Genomic DNA, 12,634 nt, shown 5'->3' on the forward strand with positions numbered 1-12,634 from the left:
GGCTATCGGCTGACGAGATTCTAATAGAAATCATCTGAATACAATATTTTTTACAATAAATTGGCATCCGGTATTTCAGCAGACGGATTTCAAATTCCACACCTGCGCAAAGCCGTGAACGTTATGGGCAAGCTTAAAGACGACACCCGAGAAAATTCAACAAGAACAAATGACAAGAATTTTAGACCTAAATCATACAGACGCAAGACAATTTTTTCTCAAAGAAGAAAGCTATTTCAACTTTGACCTTCCGACATATTTTGTGTTTGAAAATTTACTCAATGCTGTTTCAAATCATATTGGCGGACAAGACCTATCAACTTTATATTCTACTTATACTATCGGACCAGGACAAACGAAAAGACATTTTCCAGCGGAATTTGAAGATGTAAACTATAAATTCTTAAATAATCGAGACGGAAAATTTGCTTGGCGACCATTCCAATTAATACACCCAGCACTTTATGTTTCACTTGTAAATAAAATCACAGAACAAGCAAATTGGAATGTAATTGTGGCTCGGTTCGCTCAATTTCAAGCTAATCCAAAAATAAGATGTTACAGCATTCCATTACGCTCAGACAACCAACAGTCAGATAAAGCAACTTCAATTAGCCAGTGGTGGCAAGCAATTGAACAACAGTCATTGGAATTAGCATTGAAATATGAATATGTTTTGCATACGGACATTTCAGACTGTTATGGCTCAATATACACACATTCCGTTCCTTGGGCAATTCATACTAAACCCATTGCAAAAGCACAACGGAGAGACCAAAACCTCATTGGAAACTCGATTGACAAACATTTGCAGGATATGGCTTTTGGTCAAACAAATGGAATACCACAAGGAAGTGTTCTAATGGATTTTACCGCAGAAATGGTTCTTGGCTTTGCAGACTTAGAGCTTTCGGATAGAATACAGCAAGACAATATACAAGACTATGAAATAATCAGGTATAGAGACGATTATAGAATTTTCTCAAACAATCCACAAACTACCGAACACATTACCAAATTGCTGACTGAGATTTTGATTGAACTCGGCATGCGATTGAATGCACAAAAAACAATTGTTTCAAACAACGTCATTAAAAATTCAATAAAGTCTGATAAGTTATATTGGATGTCAGCAAGAAAAGGAGCAAAAGGTATTCAAGAACATCTATTGATTATTCACAACTTATCTGAACTGCACCCAAATTCAGGCAGTCTATCAAAAGCATTATCAAAGTTTTACAACAGGATTAAAGGCATAACAGAGACCAATCAGAATATTACTGTTTTGGTAAGTATCTTGGTTGATATTATGTATAAAAACCCACGAACTTACCCGATTGCTTCGGCTATTCTTAGTAAGCTTTTATCTTTAATACCAGAGACAGAAAAGAAAAATGAAATATTAGACCTTGTTTCTCAAAGATTTGAAAAAATCCCAAACACGGGTCACATAAAAATTTGGCTTCAAAGACTTACTATCAAACTCGACAGACAAAAGCAGTATTCAGAAAAGCTTTGCGAAAAAGTCAATAACCAGACATTACAAATATGGAATTCAGATTGGCTTGAAAATAATCTGAAAACTCTTATTGAAACGACTGCCATAATTGATGAAACAGTAATTGCTGACATAGATGTTGTGATAGCGAAAGAAGAAGTTGAGTTGTTTAAGACGGAATATGACTATGCAGAACAACCAGCAGAATAGAAAGCCAGCCCATAACAGGCGTTTGGCTCAATGGCGGGTGAAGTGGTTAATTGAATATTCTACCTCGCATAAACTTTTGTGGTGTATTGACAGTTTTGTGCTCCGAAATCCGCCACTGCGCCAAGCGCCAAAATTAACGCCAGACGGTGTTTTAAAGGGGTTAAATGTAATCCGTTCCTTTTATGAAGAAGTGTTTAAAATCGTACCCAAAGGTTCTGCTTTTGAAATGAAGCAAATGTTTATAAGAGATAATATAGCCTATATTGCCTGGAACTGTGAATCTTCATTTGTAAAAATCCCGATTGGCGCAGACACTTTTATTGTAGAGAACGGCAAAATAAAGTATCAAACATTAGGTGCGCATATTATTCCAAAATGAACATTAAATCAAACTAACAGGTTAGAAAGGAGCAGCAGTTTGCAGGCAACTAAAGGGGAATGTTTCATAACAGTTTCGCACAATGTCCATTAGCTTTGCGGCAAATGGAAAACCCTGTCCTGAAAATTCAGGATAACCCCGGCAAAAAACAACAAAATGTAAAAATGCGCAGCATTTACGCCTGCAGTTGCTTCTCCCTGTTATTCTTCCTGATGGATAATAAAACAGAACCTGTAATACAAATAATAATCACACCAAGTGATATAAATACAAGTGTGGTTGGGCTGAGCCATTGTTCCAGCCAGTGGGCGCCAATCATTTTAAGCCCGATAAATACGAGCACAATGGCAATACCTTCCTGCAGGTAATCGAATTTGGCCACCGCGCCCTTTAATAAAAAAAATAAACTCCTTAAGCCAAGCACGGCAAAAATGTTAGAGGTGTAAATTACCATCTTATCCCTCGAAATACCCATTACGGCGGGAATGGAATCCAGCGCAAAAACAAGGTCGATAGAGGCCAGCATCATTACCACAACAAAAAGGGTTGTATAAAGACGTTTGCCGTTTTCCCTTATCCACAATTTACCATTGCCATCGCTGTTGGTAACCGGAAAAATCCTTTTTACAAATTTGTAGGCTTTGGAAGTTTCGGGGTCGAAGGCTTCATCGTCTTTACTGGTAAACATGTGAAAGCCGGTGTACACGAGAAAAGCGCCAAAAATATATAACAGCCACTCAAAGCGGTTTACCAGCGCAACGCCCACCGTAATAAAAATTACGCGGAATATAATGGCCATTAATATGCCCAGCAGCAATACACGGGAATAATATTGCTCTTTTACCGAGAATGAAGTAAAAATGAGAATGAACACAAAAATGTTATCGATGCTTAAGCTCCACTCCATTAAATAAGCGCTGATGTATTCCAACGCATGGGTTTTGCCGTTTTCAAACCACATAAAAACAAAGAATGCCAGGCCCAGCGATACCCAGAAAATAGTTTGGAGCAAAGCCTGCTTTATGGTAACGGTCTTATTTTTTTTGCTTAAAAGCCCAAGATCGAAAATGAGGGCGAATAACAGAACAATACCGAAAACAATGTAGCTGATAGTATCTCGTGACATGATGTGCTTGCAATATTACACCCCAAAACGGTTTTTCCTGCGCCACTGGTAAATAAACCCGAATATTATAATTAGCGCAATGGGGATAGCAATATTTATCAATTGCCAGGCCATTTTTTGGGCTTCCACTTTTTTACGGTCTAACAGGCGCAGGGTGAAATCTTTATTGCGGCTTTCAAAAACGCCGCTGGTGCTGGTAAGGTAATCTATGCAATTGAGAAAAAATTCGCGGTTGGCGAAGCGGTAGTTCTCATAAGGCAGCTCTCCCATGGGCAATGGCCCTGTGGTACTGCTGATGGCATTGGTTACAATATCGGCATCGCTCATTACAATTTGTTGTGTAGGGTTTGTGTTGACGGGCGCAAACGGTTTGTTTAGCGCCTTACTTACAGAATCTTTCGTGCTTTGCGTGAGCCGGTTGGCATATAGCGAATTGAATTTACCTTCCAGCAACACGGCAACAGGAATATAATGTTCGTTATAAGAAGCAAAATTTTCCGTGCTTATGTCGTCCATTATTTTATTAATGCTTACCATGGCGGGCGAGCTTATAAGGCGGCTTGATGTATCGGTTGAGAGCAATATGGTTTTCGTTATGCCCGGCGCTTTTATCGTATCAATACTTGATGGGAAGATGGAAAGCACGCGGTCTAAATTGCGGGAAACTATATTGTTGTTGGGCGAAGAAAGAAACGGGTAATAAGGCCAGGGAAAACGTTGCATGCGCGGGCTGCCATCGGCATTGTAACCGGTAACCAATGGAATTTTACTGCAGTTTAAATCCTGCACAAGATTACCATTTATGCGCACCCCATAGCGAAATAAAAGGTCGTCAATATTAAGGTTGCGGTCAAAGGCAACAAAGTCGGCCTGGCTGCGCATGAGGCTGTCTAATTCAGCATATAATTTATCAATGCACCAAATAATTTTGCCGCCATGCATTACATATTGATCAAGCTTCAGCTTGTCTTCATCGGTAAAAGGTATGGTGGGTTTTACAATTAATAAAGTGTTGATGAGCTCAGGATTTGGATATGCCTGTTTTAAATCAAACAAGGCCAGATTATAATCGTTGCGCAGGTTTTGAATAAGATCGTTTACATATTGCGGGCCGGCTTCGCCGTTGCCAATGCAATAAGCAATGGTGGGAATTTGTTTTCTTGTGAGTTTATCAATGGCATTGGCAAACTTATATTCCAGCAAAGCTTCAGCCGCATTTAAAGTGGCCTCTTTATCGGGTTGCGGGTCTTCATCCACCACATTATAATTTTTAAACACAGTGCGGCTGCTTCTTAAGTCAACAGCAACCGGCCTGTAATTTCCGTATTGAATTATTGCAGATGGAATAATTAACTGCTGCACGGCTTTTTCGTTGCCTGTGGCAATGTCGCTGCTTTGTTCAAACACAACGCCAAGGCGCTGAAGGCTGTCGTATAAATTCAGGCGCTGGCTATCCGGTAAGTGCTCACCAGGTTTTTCAAAATGAAAGCGGATATTATTATTGCTTAAATCGCGAAACTCATTTAATAAATCGTTTGTAGCAATGCTTAGCTTTTTATAATCGGCAGGAAGGTCGCCCGTAAGAAATACCGTAATGTTAATGGTGGTGTCCACATCATTCAGCAGCTTTTTAGTAGAAGTATTCAGGCTGAAACGCTTTTCTGCAGTGAGATCAATCCTGTAACGAAAAAATGTTGACACATAAACAACCGCTACCAGCGCGGCCAATAAAATAAGCCATTGATTTTTTGTACGTGAATATTGATTGCCGGCCTTCATTATCTTTTCTCAATATTTTGTTTTGTAAGAAGCATAAAAAACAGGATGATTGCCAGGAAATAAATCACATCCCGAATGTCAACCACACCTTTGCTTATGCTTTTATAATGAAAATTAATGCCGAGCATCTGCACATAATAATCAAGCCCGTTTGAAAAAACGGGCAACTGGCTTAAAGCATCAAAGCCTGCATATAAAATCAAACAAACAAATGCGCCGCTAATAAAAGCAACAATGGTATTATTGGTAAAACTGCTGGCGCATAAACCCACCGCCGTAAATACAGCGCCCAATAAAAACAACCCGATATAACTGCCAATGGTAGCGCCCACATCAATGCCGCCGGCAGCGCTTAACCGCTGCAATGAAAATGCATAAATAGTGGTGGGGATTAATGCGAGCAAAACAATTAATAACGCGCCAAAAAATTTGCCCCATACAATCTGCGGCGATGTTAAGGGCAGCGTTTTTAATAATTCAAAAGTGCCAGCTTTGTATTCATCGGCCAGGCTGCGCATGGTAATGGTGGGAATAAGAAATAATAAAATCCACGGCGCTAATGAAAAAAAGCCATCGAGTGAGGCATAACCAAAATTGAGCAGGCTGGTATTGGGGAAAACAAAAAACATTAACCCGTTCAATAAAAGAAAAACAACCAATGCAACGTAGCCGGTAAGGCTGCTGAAGAACTGGCTCCATTCTTTTTTGCAGATCATCCACATGGCTCAAAACTACTGCCTATAAATTTACAGCGAAGAAGATTTTGGTAAGGTTTGTTTAAAATAGCAATATGTTTTCAATGCTTTCATTAAATATCTTTGCTCCTTATTCTGAAAACAACAAAAGTTCCGGCAGCAAATGCCACCTTATTACCTTGTTCCTGTTATGCGTATTATTAAATACTGCTAAGATTAAACATCAGATTTTACCATGATCTTATCCTTCGGAGAAATATTATTACGCATGTCGCCCGATGAAAACGGTGAATGGATTAACAAAAATACTTTACCGGTTTATGCGGGCGGCTCTGAATTAAATGTGGCAATGGCACTTGCCAAATGGAAAATACCTGTAAGCTATTGCACGGCGTTGCCCGGTGATTTTTTATCAAAGCAACTCATCCATTATATCGCTTCGCAAAAAATAGATGTTTCCACGATAATACAAAATGCTGGCAAGCCTGCATTCTATTACTTAAAAGAAGGAAAAGATAAATACAATGAAGATGTTGTTTATGACAGGCTGCATTCTTCTTTCTATAACATGCAACCGGGCATGATAGATTGGGATAAAACTTTACAAGGCGTACGATGGTTTCACTTCAGTGCAGTATTGTCGTTGCTAAATAAACAGGTGGCAACAGTTTGCGAAGAAGCTTTAAAAGCCTGCGAGAAAAAAAGCATAACAGTTTCCATTGATTTAAACGGTAATGCAGAAGCGTGGCAACATGATAAAAATGCGGGCGGTATTATACAGCCGCTTTTAAAATACTGCGATATTGTTGCAGGCAATATCCATAATGTAGAAGCCATGCTGCATATTCCTGTTGCCGCCAATGTACATTCTATCAGCACAAAAGACAATTACCTGCTGCAGGCAAAAAATGCATCGGAAAAAATCATGCAGAACTTTCCGCGATGTAAGGTGGTGGCGCATCCCTTCATGCTTAAAAAAGATAAGCTGGAATATTTTGCTACCATTTTTGGCAACAATAATTTTTACAATTCTGCAACCTACAGCACTGATAACATTATTGATAAATCCGGTACCGGCGATAGTTTTATGGCAGGCATTATTTATGGTGTTTATAATCATCTTCCCTTGCAGCAACTCATCAATTTTGCTGCAGGCGCTGCGTTTCAAAAATTATTTATAAAGGGTGAAGCCATGAACAAAACAGTGGATGAAATAAAAAACTTTATCCGCGATTATCATTAATCTTTTGGCCTGTCGGCAGGATCAATGTTGCAAAACTTAAACGGCCCGAAACCCGCGCTATCACTGGCTTTCTTGCATGCCGGCGGTAATCGTTTGTACGTGGTTTCTTCTGCCGTAACGCTGTCTGCATCAAAGCCTGCATTGGCTACAGCGGTGCGGATATAATCAAGCGTTATACGGTCTGGTATATATTGAATTTTCAAAACACCATTGCGCAAATCTGTTTTCCATTGCACAATACCGGCATCTGTGTTCGGTCCCTTTTCACGCGTTAAATATTGATTAAGCCGCTGCTCACATTCCCAGCATTTCAGTTGCGGCACTTTAATGGTTCCCCACTGCGGTTTGTTTTGCATTACCTGCGCATCAGCGCTTCCTGCAACAAACATTAAAACAACAACGCTTATCCATTTCATCTGTTTATTTTTTAATTTTTATAGACAAGGCGAAACGACCAATAGACATTCTTTATATGTCAAAATTTGTATGGGCGTTTCATATAAACTGAATTTTATTTATTGATATTTTTTAATCATCACCCGGTACTTCGTGGCATCACGGTTGTGTCACTCCCTTGTACAATTGATTTTTCATGGCATCAAACATTACTATTTTTAAAAACGATAATAATGATGAAAACATTGCCCGGCTGTTCATAACCTTCGCATACAATAATAAATATTTAGCTGTAAAAGCCGGGAGACTTCGCAGAGCGCCGTTCAAAAAACACCTGTAAACAAGTGAACCCATAAACGCCTAAACCTTTAACCAATCTGCCGGGTTTAACCGCCAGCTCTTCAGTAAATCTTCCGTTTCAGCAGAAACAATATTTTTTTCAATCGCCAGTTCTATTAATGATGTATAAGTGGTTAAAGATTCCAGCGAAACACTTGCTTTTTTAAATGCCTCTTCCGATGCAGTAAAACCATAATTAAATATGGAAACCATGCCTGCAATTTCAACGCCCGAATTTCTTAACACATCAACTACCTGCAGGCTGCTTTTACCTGTTGAAATAAGATCTTCTACCACCACCACCTTCTGCCCTTCTTTAAAAAAGCCTTCAACCTGGTTGCCAAGCCCATGTTCTTTTGGTTTGGGACGAACATAAATAAATGGCAGCTTCAACTGGTCGGCAGCCATTGCTCCCCAGGCAATGCCTGCTGTGGCAACACCGGCAATTAAATCTGCTTCGGGATATTGTTCAAATATTACATTACACATTTCGCTTTTAATAAAATCGCGCAGAAAAGGGTAAGAAAGCACCCGCCTGTTATCACAATAAATAGGGCTCTTCCAGCCGCTTGCCCAGGTAAACGGTTTTTCCGGGCTTAATTTAATTGCCTCAGCCTGCAATAATTTTTCAGCAATAATTTTTTCATTCTTCATGCTGCGAAGATATTATTATTGAATATTGCAAACTTTACATTGATAAGCTCTTTAAGTGAATCATAAAATTGAATGTGGTTTTTGGTTTGACAGGTTATTGTTATCACAGCGCACAAATAACATCTTTGTACCTGTGATTAATAAAGACATTAAAACAATTAACTTAAGCAGTTTTAAATCTCTAAAAAAACATCATGGCAAAAAAAATTATTGCAGCAGGCGGATTGGTTTTTAATGATAATAACGAGTTGCTTATGATCTTTCGCCGCGGCAAATGGGACCTTCCGAAAGGAAAATTAGATGAAGGCGAAACCATTGAACAATGCGCAGTGCGTGAAGTGCAGGAAGAAACAGGTTTGCAAAGCATAACGCTTGACAGCTTCTTAGGTACAACACATCATGAATATTTTGAACCCCGCATAAACAGTGATGTATTTAAAGAAACGCACTGGTATAAAATGCATGCGGCGGGCAAACAGGAATTAACCCCGCAAACGGAAGAAGATATTGAACAGATTGAATGGGTAAGCGAAAAAGATATTCCCCAAAAACTGGAAAACAGTTATCCAAACATCATAGATATTATTCACAGCATTCAATAGCCGTTAAACATAATTTTCTGCAAAAGCAGCGCTGCCTTACTTTTAGCGTATGAAAATATATCTTACCTGTTTTTTAGCGCTGCTTATTTGTTTTCAACTGAATGCACAAACATTACCTGTTGCAAGAAATTATGAGGCCGCCTTTAACCGGCAAACACGCTCGGCAGATGGCAGGCCCGGCAAAAATTACTGGCAAAACACAGCCACTTATAAAATAAGCGTAAATTTTAATCCGGTTACAAGGGTTATTGCGGGCAATGAAGACATTGTATATGTGAATAACAGCCCCGATACATTAAGCGAAATAGTTTTTAAACTCTATCCCAATTTTTATAAGAAAGGTTCGCAACGCGATTCACCTGTTGACACCGCAGATTTAACGGACGGCGTTCACCTCAGCAATCTTTTAATTAATGGTAAGCCCAAAAATATACGGGAACCCAAAGGCACAAACATGAGCCTGCATGGCATGTTATTAATGCCCGGTGAAAAAATGAATTTTCATCTTGACTTTTCTTATGAGCTTAACCGCACTTCACATCAAAGAACAGGGATGGTTGACGATAGTTCGGCATTCATCGCTTATTTTTTTCCGCGCATTGCCGTGTATGATGATATTGACGGATGGAACAGGGTTCCCTATACCGGCCACACAGAAATGTATAACGATTTCTGCTCGTTTGATGTAAACATTACTGTTCCTGAAAATTATATTGTTTGTGCAACCGGCGATCTTTTAAATGCGGGCGAAGTATATGCGCCTGCAATCGCACAGCGCATCAGCATAGCAGAAAAAAATGATGGCCTCACTAAAGTGATTGATACAAGCGATTTGGCTGCAGGAAACATTACAGCACAAAACCCGGCCAACACCTGGAAGTTTAAAGCAGATAATGTAACAGATTTTGTATTTGCCACCAGCAATCATTATATATGGTATGCCAGCAGTTTGGTTGTTGATAAAGCAACCGGCAGAAGAACAAGAGTTGATGCGGTTTTCAATCCCAAACACAAAGACTATTTTGATGTGATTGATTATGCAAGAAAAACGGTGCAGGGCATGAGCTATAGTTTTCCTGCATGGCCTTTTCCTTATGCGCATGAAACTATATTTGATGGCCTTGACCAGATGGAATATCCTATGATGGTTAACGATAACCCGCTGGAAGATAAAGAAGAGGCAATTGAACTAACCGACCATGAAATTTTTCATACCATGTTTCCATTTTATATGGGCATAAACGAAACAAAATATGCCTGGATGGATGAAGGCTGGGCTTCTATTGGCGAGTGGATTATTTCGCCAATGATTGATTCTTCCATTATAGATAATTATGGCATGAGCGCTTACAACCACACTGCCAATTATGACTTTGACGAATCAATTACCACACTAAGCTCACAACAAGATGGTGCAAGCTATTTTTTAAATGCTTATGCCAAACCGGCCATGGGCTACTTATATGTAAAAGATATGCTGGGCAATGAATTGTTTACAAAAGCGCTGCATTATTATATTCAGCAATGGCATGGCAAACACCCGATACCGCCTGATTTCTTTAATTGCATGAATGCAGGCAGCGGCAAAAACCTAAACTGGTTTTGGCAAAAATGGTTTTACGACCGCGGTTATCCTGATCTCGCTATCAATAATGTAAAGCAAGGCGGCAATAACATTACCGTTACCGTTGTTATGAAAGGAAATAAACCGGTGCCGGTTCACCTTATTATTTATTATAAAGATGGAACCACACAAATGCTGCATCAAAGTATTGCTGTTTGGGAAAAAAGCAATGAAACTGCACTCAGCTTTTCCACCAGTAAAAAAATAGAAAGGATTGTTTTAGGGGAAGTGCATGATGCGGATACAGATAAAAGCAATAATGTTTGGGAACCGAAATAAGCTAATCCTCTAAATGAATTGCCACAGATGTAATTTTTTTATCTGTGCATCTGTGGCAATAACATAACATCCTATCAGAAATATTTTTTTATCAGCCTGCCTATATATGGAAATTGTTCAAATTCTTTCTTTTCCACCTTCACAATAAATACCATAAAAGCCAATATAAAAAGTACAGCCATGGCTAAACTGAATATGATATTATCATAAAAGCCTGTAATTACACTGTGTAAAAAGAAAACCAAAACAGCAATAATTATATAAGCCAGTAATTTCTTCCAGGCATACGGCACATAATATTCTTTTTGGCCCCATACAAAACTTATTACCATCATGCTTGCATAGCAAAGAAAAGTAGCCCATGCCGATGCCACATAACTATACCTGGGAATGAAGAAGTAATTAATAACAATGGTGATGGCAGCGCCTATTAAAGTAATAGCAGCGCCTGCCATGGTTTTATTAGTGAGTTTATACCAGATGCTGAGATTATAATAAATACCAAGGCTCATGTTGGCCAGTAAAAGAATGGGGACAACCTTTAACCCGCCCCAATATTTTTCATCAATAAAATACCGCCACACCGGCAGGAATAAAGTAACGACAAGGAACATTACAGCAACTGTAATTACAAAAAATTTGGTAACACGGGCATAGGTTTTTTGTGGGTTACTACTACTTTCTGCCTGTTTAAAAAAGAAAGGCTCAGCACCCATTCTGAAAGCTTGTATAAATAATGTAATAAGAATAGATAGTTTATAACAGGCGCCGTAAATGCCACGTTGTTCATCCGCATAGCCATTGGCGTTGGGCAGCCACCAGCCCAGCATAAGCCTGTCGAAAGTTTCGTTGATGGTGCCACCTAAATTAGCAACAAGCATGGGCAATGAATAAGCCATCATGCCAAGCCATAAGGCAGTATTAAAGCTCCAGCGTTTTGGCAGCACCCATTTACCCAATAAAAATAAGGTGCATAAAGAGGCCAATGCATTGGCCAGTAAAACATAAGTTATGGGGTTGACATCAGGCCGGTAAATTATAATCGCCCAACTGTTGGGGTCAGCCTTTGCTTTTGCCGGACAGTAACTTAAAAAGAAAACTGTAAAACCTATATTGATTAAAATATTGGCAATTTTAATAAGCGCAAATAACCTGGGCCGGCCTTCATACCGCAATCTTGCAAACGGAATGGTTGAAAGCGCATCAAGGCCGATAATAATAATGCTTAATTGTACCAGCATCGGAAATTCTGCAAGCGATGTGGTTTTGGCAAGCCAGCTTTGGTTTAACCACAACAATATTGTTAACACAACAGAAGTGATAAGCAGGCTGATGGTTGATGTGTTATTGACCGATTCATGGTCAACATCTTTGCGCATAAACCGGAAATAGGTGGTTTCCATGCCGTAAGTAAAAATGGCATTGAATAAAGGAATGGCTGCATACATTGCAGTCATCTGCCCATAATTTGCTGTGGAAATAAGCGCTGAATAAGTAAGGTACGGCGTTAACAGGTAATTAATAAACCTTGCTGCTATACCACTTATGCCATACCAGAAAGTTTGTCCTGCCAGTTGTTTAATACTGCTCAATCAAAAAAATATTTCCGCAAAAATAATGATTGGGCAATAGCCGCCTGCCCGCCATAAGGATAATAATATTTTAAAGCTCCGGCTTAAGCTACTATATTATAATTATGCAGGTGAATAAAACTTCAACAAATTTTCTGCTGCATGAATTCACAACTAATTCACTATTGACATTGGTAACATTGCCGTAACGTTCGCATAACATTGAGGTAATTATAGCG

At 39.3% G+C, this 12,634-nt stretch carries 11 protein-coding genes; 5 read left to right on the forward strand and 6 right to left on the reverse strand.

Annotated features, from left to right (window positions below):
• Positions 1-169: 169 nt before the first annotated feature.
• Both BM015_RS14290 and BM015_RS14295 read left to right on the forward strand, forming a co-directional pair.
• A complete protein-coding gene (locus BM015_RS14290) occupies positions 170-1,708 on the forward strand; it encodes an RNA-directed DNA polymerase (protein ID WP_090659783.1) in 1,539 nt (512 codons plus the stop codon).
• Positions 1,680-2,087 (forward strand): nuclear transport factor 2 family protein, encoded by a 408-nt coding sequence (locus tag BM015_RS14295; RefSeq protein WP_090659787.1) that lies wholly within the window; start codon positions 1,680-1,682, stop codon positions 2,085-2,087. Before BM015_RS14290 ends, BM015_RS14295 begins: the two co-directional genes overlap by 29 nt.
• 175 nt (positions 2,088-2,262) lie before the next feature.
• On the opposite strand, the gene BM015_RS14300 is transcribed toward BM015_RS14295, so the two are convergent.
• From BM015_RS14300 to BM015_RS14310, 3 genes are read right to left on the reverse strand one after another with little or no spacing between them, the layout of a single operon-like run.
• A complete protein-coding gene (locus tag BM015_RS14300) occupies positions 2,263-3,213 on the reverse strand; it encodes a TerC/Alx family metal homeostasis membrane protein (protein WP_090659790.1) in 951 nt (316 codons plus the stop codon).
• A gap of 15 nt (positions 3,214-3,228) precedes the next feature.
• Positions 3,229-4,992 carry a gliding motility-associated ABC transporter substrate-binding protein GldG gene (gene gldG, locus BM015_RS14305; protein ID WP_090659793.1) on the reverse strand — a complete coding sequence of 588 codons (1,764 nt, stop codon included), beginning with the start codon at positions 4,990-4,992 and terminating at the stop codon, positions 3,229-3,231.
• Complete coding sequence (locus tag BM015_RS14310; RefSeq protein ID WP_090659799.1) at positions 4,992-5,714, reverse strand: ABC transporter permease subunit; 723 nt, start codon at positions 5,712-5,714, stop codon at positions 4,992-4,994. Before BM015_RS14310 ends, gldG begins: the two co-directional genes overlap by 1 nt.
• Positions 5,715-5,922: 208 nt before the next feature.
• On the opposite strand from BM015_RS14310, the gene BM015_RS14315 reads away from it, so the two are divergent.
• The gene (locus BM015_RS14315) at positions 5,923-6,930 is read left to right on the forward strand and encodes a PfkB family carbohydrate kinase (protein WP_090659802.1); all 1,008 of its coding nucleotides are present in this window, start codon (positions 5,923-5,925) and stop codon (positions 6,928-6,930) included.
• Here BM015_RS14315 and BM015_RS14320 read toward each other — a convergent pair.
• Together BM015_RS14320 and pyrE are read right to left on the reverse strand one after the other, a co-directional pair.
• A complete protein-coding gene (locus BM015_RS14320) occupies positions 6,927-7,346 on the reverse strand; it encodes a heavy-metal-associated domain-containing protein (protein WP_090659804.1) in 420 nt (139 codons plus the stop codon). The two genes, BM015_RS14315 and BM015_RS14320, sit on opposite strands and share 4 nt — an antisense overlap.
• A gap of 340 nt (positions 7,347-7,686) precedes the next feature.
• Entirely contained in the window at positions 7,687-8,319 is a 633-nt protein-coding gene (gene pyrE / locus BM015_RS14325; RefSeq protein WP_090659807.1) for an orotate phosphoribosyltransferase, read from the reverse strand.
• Between the two features lie 194 nt (positions 8,320-8,513).
• Here pyrE and BM015_RS14330 point away from each other — a divergent pair, with 194 nt between their 5' ends.
• On the forward strand, positions 8,514-8,921 hold the full coding sequence (locus BM015_RS14330; RefSeq protein ID WP_090659810.1) for an NUDIX hydrolase: 408 nt from the start codon (positions 8,514-8,516) through the stop codon (positions 8,919-8,921).
• A gap of 49 nt (positions 8,922-8,970) precedes the next feature.
• Positions 8,971-10,824 (forward strand): M1 family metallopeptidase, encoded by a 1,854-nt coding sequence (locus tag BM015_RS14335; RefSeq protein WP_090659813.1) that lies wholly within the window; start codon positions 8,971-8,973, stop codon positions 10,822-10,824.
• A 74-nt stretch (positions 10,825-10,898) separates the two neighbouring features.
• On the opposite strand, the gene BM015_RS14340 is transcribed toward BM015_RS14335, so the two are convergent.
• Positions 10,899-12,416 carry an oligosaccharide flippase family protein gene (locus BM015_RS14340; RefSeq protein ID WP_090659816.1) on the reverse strand — a complete coding sequence of 506 codons (1,518 nt, stop codon included), beginning with the start codon at positions 12,414-12,416 and terminating at the stop codon, positions 10,899-10,901.
• Positions 12,417-12,634 lie beyond the last annotated feature (218 nt).

Source organism: Parafilimonas terrae, assembly GCF_900115755.1.
Taxonomy (GTDB): Bacteria; Bacteroidota; Bacteroidia; order Chitinophagales; family Chitinophagaceae; genus Parafilimonas; species Parafilimonas terrae.

Bases quoted from the DNA above. Each gene is read 5' to 3' on its own strand.
- BM015_RS14310 (WP_090659799.1), bottom strand. From the start codon at position 5,714: ATGTGGATGATCTGCAAAAAAGAATGGAGCCAGTTCTTCAGCAGCCTT.
- gldG (WP_090659793.1), bottom strand. From the start codon at position 4,992: ATGAAGGCCGGCAATCAATATTCACGTACAAAAAATCAATGGCTTATT.
- BM015_RS14335 (WP_090659813.1), top strand. From the start codon at position 8,971: ATGAAAATATATCTTACCTGTTTTTTAGCGCTGCTTATTTGTTTTCAA.
- BM015_RS14300 (WP_090659790.1), bottom strand. From the start codon at position 3,213: ATGTCACGAGATACTATCAGCTACATTGTTTTCGGTATTGTTCTGTTA.
- BM015_RS14320 (WP_090659804.1), bottom strand. From the start codon at position 7,346: ATGAAATGGATAAGCGTTGTTGTTTTAATGTTTGTTGCAGGAAGCGCT.
- BM015_RS14290 (WP_090659783.1), top strand. From the start codon at position 170: ATGACAAGAATTTTAGACCTAAATCATACAGACGCAAGACAATTTTTT.
- BM015_RS14295 (WP_090659787.1), top strand. From the start codon at position 1,680: ATGACTATGCAGAACAACCAGCAGAATAGAAAGCCAGCCCATAACAGG.
- pyrE (WP_090659807.1), bottom strand. From the start codon at position 8,319: ATGAAGAATGAAAAAATTATTGCTGAAAAATTATTGCAGGCTGAGGCA.
- BM015_RS14330 (WP_090659810.1), top strand. From the start codon at position 8,514: ATGGCAAAAAAAATTATTGCAGCAGGCGGATTGGTTTTTAATGATAAT.
- BM015_RS14315 (WP_090659802.1), top strand. From the start codon at position 5,923: ATGATCTTATCCTTCGGAGAAATATTATTACGCATGTCGCCCGATGAA.